This window comes from Bacillus cereus G9842, assembly GCF_000021305.1.
In the GTDB taxonomy this organism is placed as follows: domain Bacteria; phylum Bacillota; class Bacilli; order Bacillales; family Bacillaceae_G; genus Bacillus_A; species Bacillus_A thuringiensis_S.
This window is the reverse complement of the sequence record NC_011772.1, coordinates 855,857-877,921: the sequence shown is the minus strand read 5'-3', so window position 1 is coordinate 877,921 and position 22,065 is coordinate 855,857. Positions and strand designations below refer to the sequence as shown.

Here is a 22,065-nt window from a genome sequence, read left to right as displayed (position 1 = left end):
ATATAAAATAAAACTTTAATCAGCCCACAAATAGCGGGCTAAAAAAGCGATTAGAACATGTCTCCTAATCGCTTCGCCAAATAAAAAGCTGATTAAAAATAATATTTTTAATCAGCTCTCTATTATCTATGAAATTATTCTTCAATTAAATTAGACATTACATATGCATACACTAATGATTCTGTATGCGCAATAGAACTTTCATGTGTACGTTCAAATGCGTGAGAAGAATCAATACCCGCTCCAATTAACGCATGTTTCACGTCAAATCCCGCACGAATCGCAGCTGATGCATCAGATCCGTAGTACGGATAAATATCTACTTTATATTCAATATGATTCGTTTTCGCAAGCTCTACTAAATGTTTACGTAAAGCGTAATGGTACGGGCCGCTAGAGTCTTTTGCACAAATAGATACTGTATATTCATCAGATGTTTGTCCATCACCTAACGCTCCCATATCAACTGCTAAGTATTCAACAGTTTCTTCTGGAATATTAGAATTACCACCGTATCCAATCTCTTCATTATTAGAAATTAAGAAATGCGTCGTATATGGTAATGTTACGTTTTCATCTTGTAATCTTTTAATTAATTTTAATAAAATCGCAACACTTACTTTGTCATCTAAATGACGTGATTTTATGTATCCACTCTCTGTAATTTGAACGCGCGGATCAAATGAAACGAAGTCTCCTACTTCAATTCCTAATTCGCGTACTTCATCAGCTGAAAATACGCGCTCATCAATACGAACTTCAATATTTTTCTCATCGCGTTTTGCTTCACCTGCATCTTTATATACATGTACAGATGTTTGATGCATTAAAATCGTTCCTGTATACGTCTTGCCACTTGATGTTTCAATTTCGCAATATTCTCCTTCTACAGAGTTCCAGCGAAATCCACCAATCATAGAAAGACTCAGGCGACCATCAGGCTTAATTTCTTTCACCATCGCACCTAACGTATCAACGTGTGCCGTTAATAAGCGGTGCTGCGCATCATTCTTCCCTTTTACCGTTAAAATAAGAGCGCCTTTATTGTTACGTTTCGTTTCTACATTCCACTCACTGACATAGTTTTCAATAAAATCAATAATTTTTGCTGTATTTCCAGACGGACTCGGAATAGAGACAAGCTCCTTAATAAGTTCCATCGTTTCTCTCGCATGATGTGCCATTGTCGTTTCCTCCTCATTTTCTCTACTATTCAGTATACAAAATTCACCAGAAAACCTCTACTTATATAGCTTAATTTTCTAAATTGTAGTAAAATTCTTTTTAGTATACAAAAGGAGTCTTGAAATATGAATATATCAAAAAAATATATACACATTGCACTCATTTGGTTTTTAGCATCATTATTTTGTTTACAAGTTTCTTATGCCGTTCATACTACTACTTCTATTACAATCGGCTGGATATTAACAGCTATTTTCTTCATTATTAGCTTCATTGCAACAAAAAAGCATAGCGTTACTCATTAACGCTATGCTTTTCCTATTAAACTATTCTTCCGAGACATCTAATAAATAAATCCCTCTTTCAAATCCACCGCGCTCTACTTCTTTTTTCTTACGAAGGCGTTCCACATCTTCAATTGATGCACCTTCCGCACGTGCTAATGAAATGATTACTTCTAGTGCATCCGCAAGAGAATCTAGCGCATGTTCGCGTTCTTTCATAGAAGCAAATTCACGAATTTCTTCCGTTCCAATTTTCGCTAAAGCTTGTATATATGCTTGACCTGTTAATTTTTGTGCGGTATACGTTTTTCCAGACATTAAAATCTTCTCTGGAACACGATCTCTTACTAACTTGTTATATGCTGACATCATTCATCCTCCTATATTTAATAACACCCGAGCTCTGCTTTATAGAAAAACCATTTTTTCTTCACGCATGCACTTAACATATCAATTCCTGATTCATGTGCTCTTACATGCGGAAAGAAATAGTGCTCTGAGTTTTCTTCCTTACCATATAGAGTTTGGTACTCATCTGGAATCGCTTCTTTTTTCACATCTTTTTCTTTCGTCACCCCACCAGAAAACGCAACACTTGGATGTCCCTCAAAAAATAACGCAGTCCGAACTGCCAAAGATGGTGTACTATGCAAAGCAGAATATGTAAGCAAAATAATAGTGATAACACCGATCATTCTCTTCATGTATTACTCCTTAAAAAAAAGTGCTAACACAATTATACTAAAATGTGTTAGCACTTTCTCCCCTTTATCCCGAATTAACGAGCTACTCATGAGGAATGGACAAACTTTATTCCCCTTTAAATGCTGGTAAACGTTTCTCTAAAAACGCAGCAATTCCTTCTTTATGATCCGCTGTTTGTCTCATTGCATATTGACCACGCTTTTCTAATTGCAATGTTTGCTCTAAATTAGAGCGATTTACTTCACATAAAATTTGCTTCGTTTGAATCATTGCTTTAATCGGTTTTTGTGACCATTCATTAATTTTTTGCTTCACAGCCGTTTGGAAATCTTCGCCGATTACTTCATCAATTAAGCCGATATCAAGCGCTTCTGTCGCTGATAATTTCTTACCTTCCCAAATAATTTGCTTCGTCATATTTTCACCGACGCGCTTTTGAAGGAAGAAATGACCGCCTCCATCTGGAATTAAAGCGATTCCAATAAAGTTCATTGCAATAACAGATGATATATCCGCCATTACATAATCAGCTGTTAACGCAATACTTAATCCAAGACCTGCAGTTGGTCCATGAATTGCACTAATAACAAGCTTTGGCATCGTATATAACGTCACGACAACTTCAGAAATAGTATTCATAATGCCATCAAACTTACTTTCATCATTACTTGAAAGCATCGATTTAATATCCCCACCCGCAGAAAAACCACGGCCGTTTCCGCATAACACAACGATATGCGCAGAACTTTCCGCTACTTCTTTCAACTTTTGTAATAACTCTTTTAATGTCGGCTCATCTAACGCATTTAACACCTCTGGGCGATTGACCATAACCGTTGCAACGTGGCCTTCATATTTCACAACGACAGATTCTGTTTTACTTGTTATTTCCATTATATATACCCCTCTTTTCTCCATAAAGATTATACTTATATAATTATAGAGAACCATTGAAAAATCCTTCTTTTTTCTCAATTTTCTGTCTAATAATCTCGCAATTTGTACATATACCGTATAAAACATACAATTCCGTTGAAAAATATAGAAATTAAAGTCGGTTTATCCATGCTTTTCATCTATTTACCATTACAATGAAATGGTGTATTCTTAAGTTTGATAAAAAAACAAATATTGAAATTCATTCGCCTTACTATGTAAAAAAGGCTTTATACCCATCTTTTGGGTGTTGTAATAAAGGAATGAAGAACTGGAGGAACATATGGTTACTAAGTTGAAACAAACGGATAACTACTTCCCACATTTCCTATTGCTATTCATTGTGTTTCAACCAATTTTAGATTTATTAACATCTTTTTCAATCTATATATTACACATGAGCGCAACAGTTGGAGTTGTAGTCCGTTTCGCCTTTATGCTTCTTGCATTAGGATACCTACTTCTTCATCACAAACAACAAGATGCGAAAAAGTACATCCTCTATTTATGTTTACTCGGAATCGCACTCGCAATCGGTCTTGTAAATAATATGATGGTTAAATCTCCAGTTTCATTTGGAGAAGAAGTTAAATTCATCTTAAAGAGCATATATCCAATTGTGCTACTGTTTGGATATATTATCGCCTTTAAAGAGCTAAAAAATAAAGAGTATGTATTTCATAAAATCATTACATATTTCTTATATGCAACTTTAATTTTAAGCATCACAATGATTGTCGCAATGCAAACTGGAACAGATTTCCCAAGCTATCCTCACTCAAAAATCGGTTCAAGAGGTTGGTTCTTCGCTGGAAATGATTTAAGTTCTCTTTTCGCCATTATGTTCCCAATCATTGTCTTATATTCGATACATAAAACAACTTCTTTCTCGAAAATATATTACTGGATTCCAACAATACTTGCGATGTATGCAAGTATTATGGTCGGAACGAAAGTCGGATATGGCGCAATTGTTATTACATTAGGCGTAGCACTTTTCTTCTCATTCATTGAATACATGATAAATCGTAAAAAAGAAGGAAAAGGATTTACACATATTGTAAATACCATTGTTGCCGCAGTTATACTAGGAGGTTTAATTGCTCTTACACCGCATACTCCTATCGCAAAAAATATGGGCATTCACATGCAAATATACGAATACAAAAAATCAGTACAAGAAGAGAAAGATCGAAAAGAAGGAAAAGTAATTAAAGAAGATCCAGAAGATGCAAAAAAACATGCAAAAGGTGAACTTACAGATTCTGAAGTGAAAAGTTTAATTTATAGTGATCGCGACAAATTCTTAAAAACATACAAACAATACTATAAAGACGCACCGCTTTCACAAAAACTATTCGGAATGGGTTACGCTGGTAACTACACAGATAAAATTAAATTAATTGAAATGGACTTCCATGACCTATTTTTCGCCTTTGGCATTGTCGGTTTCCTTATTTACTTAATACCACTTCTATACTTTGGTATTAAATTATTCATCAGCATGATCACAAACTTTAAGAAAATCATGAAAGTAAAGTATATGCTATTAGCGAGCACACTCATTCTATCACTTGGCATTGGTTTTATGTCTGGCCACGTATTAACAGCGCCAGCCGTTAGTATTTTCTTCGTTGTTATACTCGCTTATATCATTGTTGATTTTGAAATTGAATAGAAAGAAGGTGCTACGAAATATTAGTAGCACCTTCTTTTTTATTTAATTAATGTTTTACGTACTCTAAGCTTTCTTTTGCAATATACGCTTCAGTTACAGTAGGATTATCTGAAATAACTTTAATCCACGCTTTTCCATTTATTATTTCTTCACCAGTAACTGTGACAACTACATTTGTATTCAAACGATACAGTCGCTCATTTGATATACTAGGATTCTTTTTCACTTCTACGTTATTCATCACACGTGCAAGTTTATACTTGTTGTATTCTTTTTTACCTAAATAAGAATCAAAACGGTTCATATGCCCCGCTACTTTTTTACCCCAGTTCGCATCAGATGCATATTTCGCATTTAAACCAGCAGCTTTATCACCTGTATATGTTGCTGTATAACGCCAATGTCCTGGATTTAAATATCCTTCATTCATGTATAATTTTGCTGCATGTTCAATACAATCTTCTTTTGAATTAAATGCTTCCCCGTTACCATATGGACTATCGTCTGTTGCTTTTAAACCAAATAAATTATTTTTATCTTTTGCAAGAGCGCTTGTTCCATAATAACTTTCATGGATTGCTAATGAATATAAGAATAATGCATTTACATTATACTTGCTTTCTACTTCTTTAAATTTCTTTCCTAAACCAATTAATGGAGAGTCTGGCTTAATCGATTTCACATAACTATCTAGTTGTTCAGCTGTATAATTTGTTTTCGAACGTAATGATAAATAATTGAAATATTGATAGAAAGTTTCATCTCCAAATGTTTTTCCATCTACACTATACATTTGCTGTCCTTGCTTCATGAAAGAAGGTGCCACACCATATCTAAATTCTGTATATCCAGGTGAACTTGTATTATATGTATAATATTTATGGTATAAATATCCATCTGATTTCACATAATAAGACGACTGTTTCATTTCATTTGTAGGAATTAAAGTGATTTCATTCTTCTTCACATAACCTGTCAAACCAGAAAGTTGAACTTTCACACGATCTTCGCCAACTTCTAACACTTTCAATTCTGTTCCATACTGAATATACGTATATACTGTTGACAAATTCTCATCATAAATATTAATGATGTTTTGCCCAGTTATTCTTTTCGCACTTGCAAAACCATCTTTAATCCATAAGAATTCGTTCTCGTATTTTACCGCATTCATACCTTTATTTTGAGCAGCCGTAACTGCCTCTTTATACGTATTATAGCGCTCTACTTCTTGCTCTGTTCCGTTTTCTCTTACATTTGTCACAACATATTTCTTAGTTTCTACAGGATTGCTATTTCCGTTTTTTTCAATCGTCTGAAGCATACGATCCAACATAGCTGAAGCCATCCCTCTTGTAGCTGATAAATGTGGTCTAAATGTATTATCTTCTGGATACCCTTTAATAATTTGAGTAGCCACCATAACTTGTACATGCTCTTTATAGTTAATACTATCTTTATCAGTAAAGGTAAGCGGACTTACAGCTACTTTAATATTTTTATAGTCTAATGCTCGCTTTACCATTATCGACATTTCTTCACGTGTAATCACATCATTTGGTGAGAACGTCTCGTTCGTACGACCATTAATAATTTTCGCTCCATATGCTCTACTTACACCATCATATAAACCGTAAGTCTTCGGCACATCCTCGAAATTCGAATCAGCTTTCGGTAAATTTAAAGACCTTGCTATGAATGTAGCAAACTCTGCTCTTGTTACTAATTTATCAGGCGCATATACATTCTCACCATACCCCATTAAAACTCCTTTAGTAATAAGTGAGCGCATATGCGTCTCAAACATATGTCCTGTAATATCATCATTTGCCGCATAACTTGAAATAGGAGTTAAAAGTAATGATCCCGTTAATGCCACTGCTGTTATACCTTTTGAAAAAGTCTTCAAGGTTATCCTCCTCGTAATCTACGAATTTATTATCACAAATTTGATTATATAATAATCGCAATCATTTTAGCATAATAAATAGGAATTAAAATAAAACGTTTTTATAATTATAATTTTCATTAAATTCAAAACAAAAGACACTTTACTTTTTTAATAAAGTGTCTTTTTCCATATGATCAATGAGTTTCTTTGTTGCCTGTTTGCCTTGCAACCGAAGCTCATCTATTATTAATTGTAACTCTTGCTCCACAGTTCCTTGTTGCATTAATTGCTTTTTCGCAATTTCATATAAATACTCCGCACTCCATTCGCCATCCACACTTCCTATAACTGGCTGATTCACTTGACTTAAAAACGAATCAATTTTCGGATCGTACGAAATCCCGACCATTGGAGTTTTGGCTACAGCAGAAAAAACAAGTGCATGAAGACGCATACCAATTAGTAATGAACATTGTGATAAAATGAATATTTTCTCGTCGATATCCATTTTATATGGAAGCATATACGTCTCTTCTCCCATTAAGTCTACTACTTCACGCGAAGCTTTTTGATCAAATGGCTCATGCATTGGAACAAATAGAATTTGGTATCCTTCTTGCTTTAATTTTTTTAATGCCGTAGCTAATTTTTTTACATAATCTTCTTTTGAATTCCAATAACGCACACTAACCGCGATTACTTTTCCATGTATCGAATGCTTTTGCAACCAATCCGATTGTTTTGTCCGTTTCCATGTTAAAACAGGGTCTGGAACAATTTCAATATCGTTTTTTATGCCAAGTTCTTTTAAATATAAAAACGAATCTTCATCTCGAACTGATACATAGGAAGCTTTTGACAAGTTCCATTTTACTAATAGACGATTATATCCTTTTGTAATTGGACCTATTCCTTGTGAATAAATATAATACGGCTTTTTTAATAATCGAGCGAGTCCCATAATACCCGTATAATATAGAATACTCTTCGTACTTGTCTGATCTTGAAGAAGGCTCCCGCCACCGCTAATAACTCCATCACTGTTTTTGATTGCATGATAAACAGCTTTTATATTCCAGCGATCTACCGATTCTACACCATACCTTTCCTTTGTATATTTAGAATCATTTGATAGTACTACTAGTTCTATATCCGGGTTCTCTTTACTTAACGATTCAATAATTGATTGTAGAATCGCCTCGTCTCCAACATTATAAAAACCATAATATCCTGATAAGACTAAACGCACCCTAAATCTCCTCCAAAACTAGGTAACCGTTTATTTCATCTAACATAAACTGGTACCCATTCCTTACCTAAACACTTAATACCCTACATAGTTTCCTCTTTATCAGCTCATATGAATTTTAATAAAAAATTAAATTTTTATATTTATCTTTTCAAAAATGGTATTTTTTTTATTGATATCCATTTTAATTTCAAAGCACATACACCATACAAAATGGTTGTAATACTTAATGCTATACCACTGAATAATAACGTCATAATTCTTGAAGATGTAACATCTATCACATTAAATAGTTCATACAATCCTAGTCCTAAAATAGATGCTATTGCTAGCACACCGAAAAAGTTTTTGAAATGAATAGAATAGGCAATATAGCTTCGAATATACAAATGATTTACAATACAAATCAATACGTAAGTAATTAATGTACTATACGCCGCTCCATCTATGCCAAACTTCTGCACTAACATAATGTTTAACACGACTTTCACACAACTCGCGCCAATAACAATCCATGCAGCTTGTGCAGAACGATTAATCCCCTGTAAAACACCTATTGATAATACCATAACCGCAGTAAAATACGAACTGCCAATCATAACTGTTAACATACTACTGCCTTTTACGTCTGTGAACAATCCGACATTTAACGGTACTGTTAATGCCATCAACCATACTGTTAATGGTGCTGTCAAAACATGCGCTAGTCGATTTGTATTTTGAATTGTTATTTTCGCCAAATTTATATCTCTTTTGGCCAATGCGGAAGTTAAAAGTGGTATTAACGGAAATACAATTGCACTTGCAAAAATAACAATTATTTGCGTGAATGCAAAACCGCGACTGTATATTCCAAATTGTTCTTGAATTTCTGTTGATGATCCTTGTAATACATGCGGTATTGTAAGCGAGTCTACTAAATTTAAAAGCGGCATTGATAAAGCTCCGATAGCGATTGGGATCGATACCCGCAATATCTTTTTGCCGTTTTCTCTTAAATCTCGGAGCGAATAGGAATTGCTTTTATTGTAGTATGGACTTCTATTATATTTTATACGCAAATATATAAGCGAACTAATGACTCCAAGAAAAGAGCCAACCATCGCACCACTAGTAATAACAGTATTACTCTTATCCCACGATACTAGTATGTAAGCAATTATTAACATAAAAAACACACGGACAAATTGCTCAATGACTTGTGATACTCCTGTTGGTTTCATATCACCGAAACCTTGGAAATACCCTCTATACACCGCCATGTATGGCGCAATGAGTAATGCTAATGAAGTAATAAGCAACGGCATTCTAGTTTCTTGTCCACCGAGCATATTTGCAATTTCAATAGAAAATAATACAATGACTAAACAGCCGAAAACGCCAAATGCTATCCCTATAATTGACGCTGATTTAAATAATTTCGCAATTTCCTTTTGCTTATTTTTTTCGTTCAACTCTGCAATTAGTTTCGAAATTGCAAGTGGAACTCCGGCTACCGATAATGTAAGAGCAATCATATATACAGGAAAAACAAGGCGGAAAATACCTAGCACTTCATCTCCTGCAATATTTTGTAATGGAATTTGAAAAAAACTACCAAGCAATTTCGACAAAAAAGTTGTAATGGTTAAAATTGCTGCTCCTTTTACAAATGTTTTATTCATATTTTTTCTCTTTTCTTTTATACATATACTCTCAAACATATTGTTTTAAACGATAGGGATTCACTTTATCCCATTGGTTATCATAACAAATTTATTATAGGTTGAATACTTGGTTTTTTTTTCAAAATAGAAAACAGAACCAATTCAAACCTATCTCTTCACAATTTTTTTCTAATTCCTTCCATTATATATGTACACATTATAACCGTTTCTGTTACGCAAAAAGAGCTCTTCCTCTCTATCACTGCGATACATATTACTAAAAACATTATAAGAATATCCCACAACTCTACATTATAATTTATGTAAAGTTGTGAGATATTCTAATTGCCATCTAAACACTTAAGATTTTCAATTGCTCTTTCTGTTCATCGCTTGCCATTACTACAATTGTTTTTTCAATACTTGGATGTACTTGCTCAAGCTTTACACTTGCCCCTACTTTATTTGATTGCTCAACAAAATTTAATAATGCCATAGCTCCTGATACATCCATATAACGCACATCTTTCATACGTAATACAACTGGTGACTTCACATCTTGTAAAGTAGAGAAAATACGATCTACTGATAGGAAAGAGAGCGGTCCTTGAATTGTATACGTTTCTTCTCTTTCTTTTACGATAGAAGTTTTACGTTCTTTACATTTCACCATATATATGATGAACGAAAGAATAATACCGAATGCAACGGCAATCATTAAATCGAACTTCACCGTTACAATCATCGTTACGAGCATAACAACGACATCACCTTTAGGAGCGACATGCATCTTTTTCATGCTTTCCCAATCGAACATTCCAATACCAGTTAAAATTAAAATACCTGATAATACAGCAAGTGGAATATATTGTACGACCGAACCAAGACCCATAATAAAAATAAATAAGATAACACTATGCATACATGCCGAAAGTGCCGTTTTACCACCACTTCTTATATTCACGATAGATCTTACAGTCGCACCTGCACCTGCTAATCCGCCAAACAATCCGCTCATCATATTACCGATACCTTGTCCAACAAGCTCTTTATTACTTTTATGACGCGTACCTGTCACATTATCCATTACGACCGATGTTAACAACGAGTCAATCGATCCTAATAAAGCAATACTAAGCGCTGGTAAAATAAGTGCTGCTATTCCTGTTCCACTTAAAGATGGAATATGAAGCGTAGGCATCGCTTCTGGAATGGTTCCAATCTTTTCAATTACTTTATTTAGTGAAAGATTTCCGATAATCGGTAACTTTACTGCAAGTCCTTCGAGTAGAGAAGAAAATAAAGGAAGCAAAGCTGTCACACCGACTAGTGCTACTAAACTAGACGGAATCGCCTTAATCCATTTGCCAGAAACAATCATTACAATAATCGTTAACACAACAAGTAGAAAACTATTTTGTACATGCTTTATTTCACCTAAAATAATGATTAATGCAATACCATTCATAAATCCTGAAACGACAGGATACGGAATATATCGAACGTAAGAACCGAGCTTACATACACCGAATAAAATTTGAAATAATCCTGCCATCATAAAGGCAATAAAACTTGCCTCTAACCCGTGCGTCGCAATAACTCCCGTTGCGATAACGGTAATTGGTCCAGTTGGCCCCGTTACTTGCCCAGGTGTCCCGCCAAATAACGCTGCGAATAAACCTGCAAAAATCGCACCATATAATCCAACAAGCGCTCCCTCAGACGTTCCTGTCGCGGCAATACCAAATGCAATCGCAAGTGGTAACGCAACAATCGCAACAGTAAATCCTGCTAAACATTCCTTTGCTATTTTTTGAAACATAAAAAAACCACCTTTGTATAAAGTCCATGTTCCATTGTACACCTAAAAAGATACATTCGTTAGCTCACTTTTTACATTCTCGTGACGTAAACGGATTTAATGAAAAGTTTCCCCCTTATCTTTGGAAACAATTGCAACTATGCTATAATGAACAAATTAAATCTTTTACTATATACTTGGAGGCACTATGCTAACTTTTGAAGAAAAATTATCGATTATTGAATCTTTCCCAGAACTAGAAAGAAAGAACGTATCATTAAAACGTGTAAACTTCCACTTTGAAGAAAGTCGTTTAGATAAAAAGAACGTTGTATTTCATTTACACCCAAATGGAAATGGATTTGTGTATGCAAGCGGTATTAAAGGTTACAAAACGGATGATAAAGGTATGGTTAACATCCGCGAGTTTTCAGCAGAAGAGTTACGTTCAGTAATTGAGAAATCAATTGACCTTCTATCACAAGAAGAAGTAGTAGCACCTGTAGAACCTGCGAAAGAAGAAGAATGGCAGAACGAAGATGGTCATATTCTTACTCTTATTTCAGAGGATGACATGTGGAACGTGTACGCTGGTGTAAACTTAGACGGTACATTCAACTCTTATCCAGAAGCTGCGGAATACCTTGATGAAGAAGGTTTTTCACGCAAATAAAAATAGAAAGTGGGTATCCCCCACTTTCTATTTTTTTGTCCCTTTCAATGACTCCCTCAGCACAAACTTCTGCAACTTCCCGCTCGCATTACGCGGAAGTTCATCTACAAATAAATAATGACGCGGACGCTTATAATCTGCTAATTCGTCACTTTCTTTGCAATACGTTTCTAAATCAGCTTCTGTTATTGTTTCATCTTTCTTCACAATAACTGCCACCACACGCTCTCCCCATAATTCATCTGGCTCACCAAGTACCGCCACATCTAATATACCGTGATGACTATGAAGGAAATCTTCAATTTCACGAGGGTAAATATTTACACCACCGCTAATTACCATATCATCAACGCGATCTGCAACGAATAAATAACCATCTTTATCGAAGTATCCTAAATCACCAGAATGATACCATCCTTTATACATCGATTTTTTATTTGCCTCTTCGCGATTATGATAGCCAGCCATCATAGTTGGGCCACGTAAAATAATTTCTCCCACCTCATAAGGAGGTAATACATCATCTGGTTCTGCCGGTGCCTCCTCGTTCGGTTTCACAATACGAACTTCGTGGCTAAAGCATGGCGTGCCTGCTGAACCAGCTTTCGTAATTTGATCCTCCTCTACGAGAAACGCAACAACTGGTCCCATTTCTGTCATTCCGTATATTTGAACAAGGTCAATATAAAGACGTTCTTTACATTCCTTCACTAACGCCGGCGCCATTGCCGCTCCGCCATATATACCAATTTTCATTGAAGTTAAATCATACTGAGTTAAATCTTTTTGCAACAACATATTCCACATCGTCGGTGCTGCAAAGAACGTCGTAATCTTTTCTTCTTGAATCGTATGTAATACTGTTTCTGTATCAAAATGATGCAAAATAACATTCTTCCCGCCAACTTGAATGCGTGGTATGATTCCGGCATTTAATTCACCACAGTGATATAAAGGCGCAACAACAAGCCCCACACTATCTCTATTATATTTTAGGAAATACGTACAAATCATACTATGCTCAGCCATTTCACGATGACGATGTAACACACCTTTCGGATGACCTGTCGTACCGCTCGTATAAAGCATAGAACAAAAGTCCATTTCATCAATTTCGATATTTACTTTCTCAGAAGATGCTGCATTCACTTTTTCATGGTAGGAACTTGCATAGGAAGGTTTATCGTTTTCTATAGACCAAAAAGATGTATTTGGAAAATCTCGTTCAATGATAGCAACAGTTGACTCAACTGCTTTTTCAAAGACAACGACTTTCGAGGATGCGTCCTGAAGAATATAAGATACTTCTTTCGCCTTTAAACGAAAGTTAATTGGGTTAAAAATCGCACCAATTTTCGCACAAGCTAAGTAAACGTTTACAAATTCATGGCAGTTATATAAGTAAACAGATACCGTATCTCCCTTTCTTACTCCGTCTTCTAATAAAGCGTGTGCCGTTTTATTTATTTGTTCGTCCCACTGTTTATATGTCCAGCGAATATTTTTTTCAGGTTCCACTAACGCCTCTTTATTCGGATACTTACCAACAGATAAATCAAAAATTCTCCCTATCGTCATGTACATGCCAACAATTTCCCCCTTTTCTCTTTCATAAATCTATCATTTCGTCCATAAGTAGACATTGTCCTTCAATGTTTTGACTAATTTTTCTGATTATTATCGACATAGTTTTACAACACGTGCAAACCTTTGATACATGAAATTATATTGGCGATTTTTCAAATATATCGACCGCAATTCAATTTATAGCAGCGATTTTTCGAATATATCGCCTTACTGACAAAAGCTGACAATATAAAAAAGAGAGTGTTCCGATTTGGAACACTCTCCCTCTTATACAAATAGCTCTTCTAAAATTTTCAGTTTATCTTCTGTATATTTTACAAAGCCATCGTTATATGATTTTGGATCTTTCGGATTTGCGAAGTGCGTAATTGCCCCCGTCTTCGGATGAACAAATTTACTTGATGCACCGCAACCAAGTCCGATAATTGATTGTACTTCTTCCATAATGACAATGTTGTAAATACTCTCTTGCGTCGGCATTGCATAACCAACGTTCTCTAAGTTACCTAAAATATTCTTTTGACGATATAGGTAATATGGTACGTAATTATGCTTTTGCGTCCACTCTTCTGCTTCGTGCATCATCGCTGTAATCTCTTCGCGACCTGCTACTTTATATTTACGTTTGTTTTGCGTCATTTCAGAAGCACGTTTAAATGATAACGTATGAACTGTTAATGATTCTGGCATTAACTTTTCTGTTTCATCTAACGTATGCTTGAAGATATCTAACCCTTCACCAGGAAGACCAATAATTAAGTCCATATTAATATTGTTCATTCCCATTTCACGAGCTAAATGGTATTTCTCAATTGTTTCTTCTACAGTATGGTGACGTCCAATTGCTTTTAGTGTCTCTTGATGGTATGACTGCGGATTAATACTAATACGGTCAATGTTCCATTTATTTAACACTTCTAGCTTTGCTGGCGTGATCGTATCTGGACGACCTGCCTCAACTGTAACTTCACGTACATTTTTCACGTCTGGGAACGCTTCGTACATTTCTTCATACAGCATATCCATCTCTTCTGCTGTAATACTTGTAGGTGTACCGCCGCCATAATAAATCGTCGTAACTTTCACACCTTTTTCTTTTAAAAACTTACCAATTTCACGAACTTCATAATGTAAACCACCTAAGAACGAATCAACAGACCCTTGGCGTCCATTAATCGCATAAGCCGGGAATGTACAGTATGCACATTTCGTTGGGCAGAACGGAATACCGATATAAATACTTACTTCTTCTTTCAAACGGTATAAATCCGGAACAACTGCTAATTGGCAATCAACAATGCGCTGAAGAAGTTCAATCTTCTCTTCATGAATTAAATAACTTTCACGAAGTTCTTGATGCGCTTCTTCCTTTGACATACCATTTTGAAGCATTTTATGAAGAAGTTTCGTCGGACGTACTCCCGTTAAAATACCCCAGCTTTGTTCAAGTCCAGTTAACTGCTGAAGAACAGAAAGATATACATAAGAAACAACGTGCTTCACTTGCTTCATACGCTCTTTTTCATCTGTGAAAGCAGATAAATCTTTCGAGAATGTTTCTTCATACACATTTCCTGTGCTAACATCCGTTAATCGAGCGGATGCTTTCACATTATCCTCAATGTGTATATCAACGATCAGATTCGCTTCCTCTTGTTCAAATCCAATCGTACTATCTTCAAAAAATAAGCCGCCAATATTTTGTAGCGGACGTAAAAAACGATCATCTTGTAACGTTTTAATTGAAATTAACACATTATCACCTTTTCATTTGCAAACTCTCTTTAGTTTACTTGAAGGGCGTTTACAGGTCAATACAGAAGGTTTTACCTGTTTCTCTTACATTTTTTCAAATAATTCTTTTTATGAATATCGCTCATGTATATAGACATCATGATTTTCTCTTGTTAAAATTTATTAGTACAAAAAATCGTTACATAGCGAAAATACAATATATAAAGGAGGAATGTTAACACTAGATTCCATAATCTAATGTGTTAAAAAAAATATGAAAAAGAAATTTTATAGTGTATTAACTCTCTCTCTTGCATTACAAACTGTTCTTGCACCTACTTATTCATTTGCAGAGAGTGCTGAAAAATCCGCCGAAGTATATACGGAGGATCAAGTTTTTAAAAGTATTAAAGAGCATGTTAATGAGCATAGTACTCATGAAGAAGATATCGAGGTTACTGGTCAATTCCTACTATACACTTCAAAAAAACATTCATTATATACCGCGAATGATTTAAAAAACAAATCGAATATCGAGATTACAGAACAAGTCGTAACGGCGACAAAGAAAAAAGGAAATGCTTACTACATAACGACGTCAACTGGCGCTGGATGGATAGATAACAATGATAATAGCTTAGAAGTTCAAGAGATTCATAAACTATCTAACCAAAAATTAATCGTAAAAGAAGAAGCTTCCATACATGCACTTCCGTTCCAATCGTTTAACGAAGAAGGGAAACTACAGCCACAAGTCATTACTCCTACTGAACAAGCTGGAAATTGGTTTAAAGTCCAAATAAATGAAACAGCAAAATGGATTTATGCACCTTCTGCTACATTTGAAGGTACAAAAGCTTCATTACTAAAAAACGTTCGTTCTGCTAAAAATAGTTTATTAAGAGCTCCAGATGCTCTACAAACAAACAATATTTATGGCGTTACATTTAAAGAAATGATTGTCCCTAAAGGAAATGACGATATTCGCCCTGGCTACCCGATGGTACCTAAATATATTACGATTCACGAAACGGCTAATACAGCGAAAGGTGCTAATGCTCTAAATCATGCAAAATTCTTAGATAATCAAGCACGCGGAACAGCTGATCGCGCCGCATCTTGGCATTTCACAGTAGATGATAAAGAAATTTATCAACATCTTCCAGTAAATGAAGTTGGATGGCATGCTGGAAATAAAACTGGAAACTATGAATCTATCGGAATTGAAATTGCCGTTAATCAAGATGGAAACTATGAAAAAGCGGTAGAAAATGCCCGTAAATTGGCAGCTTATTTAATGAACGACTTAAATATTTCTCTAGATAAGGTCCAAAAACATCAATTTTGGTCAGGGAAAAACTGCCCTGCGTTTATGATTCAACGCGGACAATGGAATGCTTTCTTAAAAGGAACTGAAACATACTATAAGGAAAACCAAAAAGATCCAGTAACTGATGACATTACAGGTGGATGGTATGAACAAGACATTCGTCAATTAGCAGCTAGAGGCATTATGCAAGGAGAAGGGAACGGCAAGTACTTCCCAGAACGTCTTGTAACGCGTGCTGAATTCGCTACACTAATTACTCGTGCTTTACAATTACCAAGTGGAAATGCTAAGTTCACAGACTTAGAACAAGTACACCCATCTTTAAGAGACGGTATTAATCGTGCAGCAAGCGCAGGCATAATCCGCGGACGTGGTGATAATACATTTGATCCAAATACCACAATTACACGTGAAGAAGCTGTTATTATGATTGATCGTTCTCTAAAACACGCTGGTATTTTTGCAAAACAAGTTGAACTACCATTTGTAGACCAAAACTTAATTTACGCTAAACAAGAAGTACAAAGAGTGTATGGATTTGGAATTGTAAAAGGTAATGAATTTAATCAATTCGTACCAAAAGGACCATCACAACGCGCTCACGCAGCTGCATTTATAAACAGAATGCTTAGCGTAATTGAAGCTTAAAATATTTATCTGTATTAATTTAAAAGGCATCAGAGATTGTATAATCTCTGATGCCTTTTATACATCTTTTAACTATTTTTAGCCATGAATCTTAAACGTATTCCTAGTAACAGAAGCATAAAACCGATGAATGGAACGTAATTCGTATTGTGTCCTGTAGCTGGAAGTTGTTGATTATTAGAAGAACCTTGTCCTTTTTCTGGTAAATTAGGTTTTTCTACTCCCTCACCTGGTTTTTCTGTTCCTTCACCCGGCTTCTCTGTTCCTTCATCTGGCTTTTCTGTTCCTTCACCCGGCTTTTCTGTTCCTTCACCTGGCTTCTCTGTTCCTTCACCTGGCTTCTCTGTTCCTTCACCTGGCTTCTCTGTTCCTTCACCCGGCTTTTCTGTTCCTTCACCTGGTTTTTCTGTTCCTTCACCTGGTTTTTCCGGACCTTTTTCTGTATCTTTTTTATTTGTAATTTGAAGCTTTACAACTTCAATTTTTTCATTAGAAATCGTAAATTTCATTTCCTTATCGGATAAAGTATATCCTTCTGGCGCTTGGATTTCTTTTAAAGTGTAATCTCCTGGTTCTAACTTCTTAGAAGTCACTTTACCGCTCTTGTTTGTTGTTAATGTGTCGATTTTTGTTCCGTCTTTCCAAATTTCAAACACTGCGCCTGCTAAAGTTTTATTTGTATTATTGGCATCTACCTTTGTAATTTCTAATTGACCTGTAATTTCTTCTTTCACTTTTTCATTCATAACTTCTTGTTTTACTACTTCATTTGCTACAACGTTTACTTCTACTGTTACTTCTAACGCCTTATAACCTTCTGGTGCTTTCGTTTCTTCTAACGTATACTTTCCTGGCACTAAGCTTTCGAATTTCACAACGCCGTCTTTATTCGTTGTTTTCGCTTCTCCAACTACTTGACCAGCTTCGTTCTTTAATTTAAATTCTGCACCTGCTAGAACTTTTCCACTCTCCGAATCCTTTTTGATTACTTGTAAGCTTCCTAGTTCTTTTACGTTTTCTACTTGTACTTCTACTACTTTGTTTGCTTCTACAACGACTTCAATTTCTTCTTTTAACAACTTATATCCTTGTGGTGCTTTCGTTTCTTTTAATGTGTACTTTCCTGGCTCTAATTTCTGTGAAACTACTTTACCAGTTTTATCTGTTCGTAACGTATCTACTTTTTTACCATCTTTATACACTTCGAATTCTGCATCTGATAATACTTTCGTTTTATCTTCCGCATCTACTTTTACAATTTCGAATTGACCAAGGCTCTTACTGTTCGTTACTTTTACATCAACAACTTTTTCACCGTCAACTGTTACATGAATTATTTGTTTTGTTAACTCATAACCTTCTGGTGCTTTTGTTTCTTCTAACGTATATTCACCTGGCACAAGTCCGTCTACTTTAACCGTTCCAGACTTATCTGTTGTAATTCCTTCTTTTACAACATTTCCTTTCGCATCTTTCAATGTAAATTTTGCGCCTGCTAAGCGTTTCGTTTGATCTTTATCATCCATTTTAATAATTTGTAGAGAACCTAAGATTTTTTCGTTTTCTGCCTCTACTTTTACTACTTCTTTCTCGTTTTGAATTGTTACTTTCCATTCTTTATTTGAAAGCTTGTAGCCCGCTGGTGCTTTCGTTTCTTTCACTGTGTATTCACCTAGCGGTAATTTCGGTGACATCACTTTTCCACTCTCATCTGTTTTTAGTTCTGCTACCTTTTTACCACCTTTATACACTTCGAATTCTGCATCTGATAATACTTTCGTTTTATCTTTCGCATCTACTTTCACGATTTCAAATTGACCCGTTACTTTTTCGGAGATCTTTTTATTCACCACATCTACAGTCACTACTTTATTAGCCTCTACATCAACAGAAACTGAACTAGATGATAATTCATATCCTTTCGGTGCTTCTACTTCTTTTAATGTATAGCTTCCAACTGGAAGTTGTTTCGATAAGGCTTCACCTTTATCATCTGTAACAATTGTTTCCACAACTTTCCCATCTTTATCGATAACATCAAATTTTGCACCTGGTAGAAGTTGACCAGATTCACTATCTTTTTTCAATAATTTAAATTGGCCATTCTCTACTTTTCTCGTATTCTTCATAACAAGTTCAATTACGTTTGTATTATCAATTGTTACTTTGACTGGTGTATCAACTTTTATATATCCTTCTGGTGCATTTATTTCTTTTACAAAATAGTCACCAAGTGGTAAATCTTTAACTTCCGCAATACCCTTTTCGTTTGTTGTAACAGTAGCCACAACGTTATTATCCTTGTCTATAACATCAAATTTTGCGTCTTTTAAAACAATATTTTCATCGTTTTCATCAACTTTTTTAATTTGTAAATGTCCTTTTTCAACTGCTGGTTTATTCCACTTTGGCCAGTTAAATTTAAAGTTATGAACCTCAAAACCATCTCTTTGGTGTAATCCTCCAACATAGGCTTGTCCATTAATAGAACCACCTTTTGTTTCTACAACTGCATTAGGTGCAAACACACTACCTACTACACCATAACCTTTAGTTGTTATCTTTGTAGCATTAGGAAATACCCAAATTACCTTACTAGCTAACTCAGTAAAAGATGAATTAGGATCGTATGCTTGAGATGTATTAATTAAATCCGTCGCCATCCCAGTATTTCTTGTATCATACAAAATTGCACCGCCACCAAAACTCACTTCTTCTGCATCTGAATAAATAACAATAAAGTCTTTATTCTCTACATTCGGAAGAAAAACGTCTTTTACATCAAATGCTTTCTTTCCCGTCTGGCCTGAAGAGACATAAATATTAGGGTTGTTTACATCTTCACCGATTCCAAAGCTCATATTAGTTTTTGGCTTATCAGTGTATAGTTTACTTGCATCCCCAATTACACCATCAACGTCTTTTCTAAATTCTTTAAACTTAGCATCAATCTCCGCTTGCTCTTTATAAGAGATACGGTCATATGACGTTTTCATTGCGCCATCTGGGTCACCGTCTTTTGTCATCGCCACTGTTCCATCTTGAATAATTACCTGTCCTGCTCCCGCTTTCGTAAATTGACCGCCTAGTAATAATGATGGATATCCTTCATCTACCCAAGTTGCTCCAGCTAAGTTATTTGCTCCAGTTGCAGCCGCTACGACTGTATAACTTGATGCGTTCATATTTTTCTGAACAGCCATCGCACCTTCAATATCCGCACTCGTTGCACTATGATCTCCAAAAATGATGGCGTTGTAATAAGATACATCACCTAAACCTTTTAACTCTGTTGTAGCTGCCTCCGCTTTAAATGGTAAATGGATTAAAAAATTCATACATATTAGTAATACAACTATTAAACTACTACTTAACTTTTTAATTTTTTGATTAAATGATTTCCTCAAGAAATTCATTCCCCCTTTTAAACTTCCTAAAATCACAAAAAGAAGCACATTTCATATGTACCAGGTCTTACTCACATTAACTTAAAATAATCCATTTAAATAAAACAAAGGAACGCTACAACTACTTAATAAAATTACTACAATTCATTTTTGAAATAATACGTGAACTAAACTATCATGCGGAAATGTTTTTACGTACGGGAGCTCAATAAAATTAATCTGAAGAATATTTCATGTGGTGTAACTGTTTTGGCAACATCATCCACTTTACATTAGTTTTCTAAAGGATTCAAGTGAATTGTATGAATCCCATACACAATTCACAATTTAAAACGTTTTCATTCCTTTTAATAAGCTCAACAAAAAAACGTAGCCAAAAAGCTACGTTTTTCTGTCATCGTTTCGGTGTATTTTTATGATTCTTCAAAAACGGAAGCGGGAATTGCTTACGGAAATGCTCTTTAATCATGTATTCTACACCGTTCTCACTATTTGAACGTGTAATCCAATCTGCTGCTTGCTTTAACTCTACAGGTGCGTTCCCCATCGCTACACCAAGTCCCACGTTTTCAATAACCTCTAAATCTTCCATACTATCTCCAATCGCAACCATTTCATTTAGCGAAATATTTAAATGCTCTCCAAGCAATTGTAATCCGCGTAACTTTGATACATTTTGCGGCAAGATTTCTATTCGTTTTGAATCACATTCAACATACTCTACATCTTGGAATGCTTTTCTTAATGTATTTAGCCCGCGTTCTTTTTCACCTTTACTTTGGAAAAGAACATCAATTTTTGGCGCCGCTACCGGATGGTCACGAAGCGCGTCACCTAACGAATCTACAAATTGAACTGGATAAAATAACGGATCTGCGCTTGATAATACAGTGCGCGCAATTAAGTTTGGTGTATTTCTCTCACGATTTCCTATCGAAAACCGTTCATGAGAAATACGTACGTTACAATCAAAGTGCTCTAACACTTGCACAATGTTAAAAGTCTTCTCTTCAGATAATCTTCTTTGAACGTACGGCTTATCTAACGTTGCTGAAACGAAAGCACCACCATGTGTCACTAATATAGAATCTAATTTTAACGCCTTTGCTACTTTATGAGCGGATTGAAAATTACGGCTCGTAAATAACGTAACGTATACATCTTTTCTTTTCACAAATTCAATTGTTTCTCTTAATCCTTTTGCAATTTTTCCATTGTTGTATAGTAGTGTCCCATCTATATTAAGAGCTAGTAAGCGATAAATCATGTCGCACTCCCCCTCTTCGCTGTTGTACTCTATCCATAATTTAT

Annotated in this window: 16 protein-coding genes; 4 read left to right on the top strand and 12 right to left on the bottom strand. The window is 35.2% G+C overall.

All coding sequences use genetic code 11. The annotated features are described in order from the left end of the window. Nucleotides 1-134: 134 nt before the first annotated feature. Nucleotides 135-1,184 (bottom strand): M42 family metallopeptidase, encoded by a 1,050-nt coding sequence (locus BCG9842_RS04395; RefSeq protein ID WP_000930044.1) that lies wholly within the window; start codon nucleotides 1,182-1,184, stop codon nucleotides 135-137. Nucleotides 1,185-1,310: 126 nt separating this feature from the next. On the opposite strand from BCG9842_RS04395, the gene BCG9842_RS04390 reads away from it, so the two are divergent. Continuing rightward, entirely contained in the window at nucleotides 1,311-1,490 is a 180-nt protein-coding gene (locus BCG9842_RS04390) for a hypothetical protein (RefSeq protein ID WP_001027087.1), read from the top strand. A gap of 21 nt (nucleotides 1,491-1,511) precedes the next feature. On the opposite strand, the gene BCG9842_RS04385 is transcribed toward BCG9842_RS04390, so the two are convergent. The 3 genes from BCG9842_RS04385 to BCG9842_RS04375 all read right to left on the bottom strand — a co-directional run bounded on the left by BCG9842_RS04385 (nucleotide 1,512) and on the right by BCG9842_RS04375 (nucleotide 3,092). Further along, complete coding sequence (locus BCG9842_RS04385) at nucleotides 1,512-1,838, bottom strand: nucleoside triphosphate pyrophosphohydrolase (RefSeq protein ID WP_001277348.1); 327 nt, start codon at nucleotides 1,836-1,838, stop codon at nucleotides 1,512-1,514. Between the two features lie 17 nt (nucleotides 1,839-1,855). Then, a complete protein-coding gene (locus tag BCG9842_RS04380) occupies nucleotides 1,856-2,173 on the bottom strand; it encodes a hypothetical protein (RefSeq protein WP_000827125.1) in 318 nt (105 codons plus the stop codon). 106 nt (nucleotides 2,174-2,279) lie between these two features. Then, the gene (locus tag BCG9842_RS04375; protein ID WP_001999174.1) at nucleotides 2,280-3,092 is read right to left on the bottom strand and encodes an enoyl-CoA hydratase; all 813 of its coding nucleotides are present in this window, start codon (nucleotides 3,090-3,092) and stop codon (nucleotides 2,280-2,282) included. Nucleotides 3,093-3,393: 301 nt separating this feature from the next. Here BCG9842_RS04375 and BCG9842_RS04370 point away from each other — a divergent pair, with 301 nt between their 5' ends. After that, nucleotides 3,394-4,788, top strand: a complete 1,395-nt coding sequence (locus BCG9842_RS04370) for an O-antigen ligase family protein (RefSeq protein ID WP_000256705.1) — start codon at nucleotides 3,394-3,396, stop codon at nucleotides 4,786-4,788. 46 nt (nucleotides 4,789-4,834) lie between these two features. Here the strand turns inward: BCG9842_RS04370 and BCG9842_RS04365 are convergent, their stop codons facing one another. The 4 genes from BCG9842_RS04365 to BCG9842_RS04350 form a co-directional block, all read right to left on the bottom strand. After that, nucleotides 4,835-6,697, bottom strand: a complete 1,863-nt coding sequence (locus tag BCG9842_RS04365; RefSeq protein WP_000847500.1) for an S-layer homology domain-containing protein — start codon at nucleotides 6,695-6,697, stop codon at nucleotides 4,835-4,837. Nucleotides 6,698-6,839: 142 nt separating this feature from the next. Further along, the gene (gene csaB / locus BCG9842_RS04360; protein ID WP_001241599.1) at nucleotides 6,840-7,928 is read right to left on the bottom strand and encodes a polysaccharide pyruvyl transferase CsaB; all 1,089 of its coding nucleotides are present in this window, start codon (nucleotides 7,926-7,928) and stop codon (nucleotides 6,840-6,842) included. Between the two features lie 143 nt (nucleotides 7,929-8,071). Then, nucleotides 8,072-9,592 carry a putative polysaccharide biosynthesis protein gene (locus BCG9842_RS04355; protein WP_001044006.1) on the bottom strand — a complete coding sequence of 507 codons (1,521 nt, stop codon included), beginning with the start codon at nucleotides 9,590-9,592 and terminating at the stop codon, nucleotides 8,072-8,074. A 334-nt stretch (nucleotides 9,593-9,926) separates the two neighbouring features. Next, nucleotides 9,927-11,396 (bottom strand): SulP family inorganic anion transporter, encoded by a 1,470-nt coding sequence (locus tag BCG9842_RS04350; RefSeq protein WP_000486648.1) that lies wholly within the window; start codon nucleotides 11,394-11,396, stop codon nucleotides 9,927-9,929. A 187-nt stretch (nucleotides 11,397-11,583) separates the two neighbouring features. On the opposite strand from BCG9842_RS04350, the gene BCG9842_RS04345 reads away from it, so the two are divergent. Then, nucleotides 11,584-12,048 (top strand): hypothetical protein, encoded by a 465-nt coding sequence (locus tag BCG9842_RS04345; RefSeq protein WP_000954998.1) that lies wholly within the window; start codon nucleotides 11,584-11,586, stop codon nucleotides 12,046-12,048. A 27-nt stretch (nucleotides 12,049-12,075) separates the two neighbouring features. On the opposite strand, the gene BCG9842_RS04340 is transcribed toward BCG9842_RS04345, so the two are convergent. Continuing rightward, complete coding sequence (locus BCG9842_RS04340) at nucleotides 12,076-13,632, bottom strand: fatty acid--CoA ligase (protein ID WP_000281977.1); 1,557 nt, start codon at nucleotides 13,630-13,632, stop codon at nucleotides 12,076-12,078. A 270-nt stretch (nucleotides 13,633-13,902) separates the two neighbouring features. Further along, complete coding sequence (locus tag BCG9842_RS04335; RefSeq protein WP_000908777.1) at nucleotides 13,903-15,390, bottom strand: coproporphyrinogen III oxidase; 1,488 nt, start codon at nucleotides 15,388-15,390, stop codon at nucleotides 13,903-13,905. 253 nt (nucleotides 15,391-15,643) lie between these two features. Here BCG9842_RS04335 and BCG9842_RS30905 point away from each other — a divergent pair, with 253 nt between their 5' ends. Then, nucleotides 15,644-17,347, top strand: coding sequence for an S-layer homology domain-containing protein (locus BCG9842_RS30905; RefSeq protein WP_000726533.1), 1,704 nt, complete (start codon nucleotides 15,644-15,646; stop codon nucleotides 17,345-17,347). 68 nt (nucleotides 17,348-17,415) lie between these two features. Here the strand turns inward: BCG9842_RS30905 and BCG9842_RS04325 are convergent, their stop codons facing one another. Next, nucleotides 17,416-20,763: a SpaA isopeptide-forming pilin-related protein gene (locus tag BCG9842_RS04325; protein WP_049772070.1), complete on the bottom strand. Its 3,348-nt coding sequence runs from the start codon at nucleotides 20,761-20,763 to the stop codon at nucleotides 17,416-17,418. Nucleotides 20,764-21,148: 385 nt separating this feature from the next. Further along, nucleotides 21,149-22,021: a Cof-type HAD-IIB family hydrolase gene (locus BCG9842_RS04320; protein WP_000640419.1), complete on the bottom strand. Its 873-nt coding sequence runs from the start codon at nucleotides 22,019-22,021 to the stop codon at nucleotides 21,149-21,151. Nucleotides 22,022-22,065: the final 44 nt, after the last annotated feature.

Coding starts and splice junctions, on each gene's coding strand:
- BCG9842_RS04355 (WP_001044006.1), bottom strand. CDS start 9,592: ATGAATAAAACATTTGTAAAAGGAGCAGCAATTTTAACCATTACAACT.
- BCG9842_RS04380 (WP_000827125.1), bottom strand. CDS start 2,173: ATGAAGAGAATGATCGGTGTTATCACTATTATTTTGCTTACATATTCT.
- BCG9842_RS04345 (WP_000954998.1), top strand. CDS start 11,584: ATGCTAACTTTTGAAGAAAAATTATCGATTATTGAATCTTTCCCAGAA.
- BCG9842_RS04325 (WP_049772070.1), bottom strand. CDS start 20,763: ATGAATTTCTTGAGGAAATCATTTAATCAAAAAATTAAAAAGTTAAGT.
- BCG9842_RS04320 (WP_000640419.1), bottom strand. CDS start 22,021: ATGATTTATCGCTTACTAGCTCTTAATATAGATGGGACACTACTATAC.
- BCG9842_RS30905 (WP_000726533.1), top strand. CDS start 15,644: ATGAAAAAGAAATTTTATAGTGTATTAACTCTCTCTCTTGCATTACAA.
- BCG9842_RS04370 (WP_000256705.1), top strand. CDS start 3,394: ATGGTTACTAAGTTGAAACAAACGGATAACTACTTCCCACATTTCCTA.
- BCG9842_RS04385 (WP_001277348.1), bottom strand. CDS start 1,838: ATGTCAGCATATAACAAGTTAGTAAGAGATCGTGTTCCAGAGAAGATT.
- BCG9842_RS04395 (WP_000930044.1), bottom strand. CDS start 1,184: ATGGCACATCATGCGAGAGAAACGATGGAACTTATTAAGGAGCTTGTC.
- BCG9842_RS04340 (WP_000281977.1), bottom strand. CDS start 13,632: ATGTACATGACGATAGGGAGAATTTTTGATTTATCTGTTGGTAAGTAT.
- BCG9842_RS04375 (WP_001999174.1), bottom strand. CDS start 3,092: ATGGAGAAAAGAGGGGTATATATAATGGAAATAACAAGTAAAACAGAA.
- BCG9842_RS04350 (WP_000486648.1), bottom strand. CDS start 11,396: ATGTTTCAAAAAATAGCAAAGGAATGTTTAGCAGGATTTACTGTTGCG.
- BCG9842_RS04390 (WP_001027087.1), top strand. CDS start 1,311: ATGAATATATCAAAAAAATATATACACATTGCACTCATTTGGTTTTTA.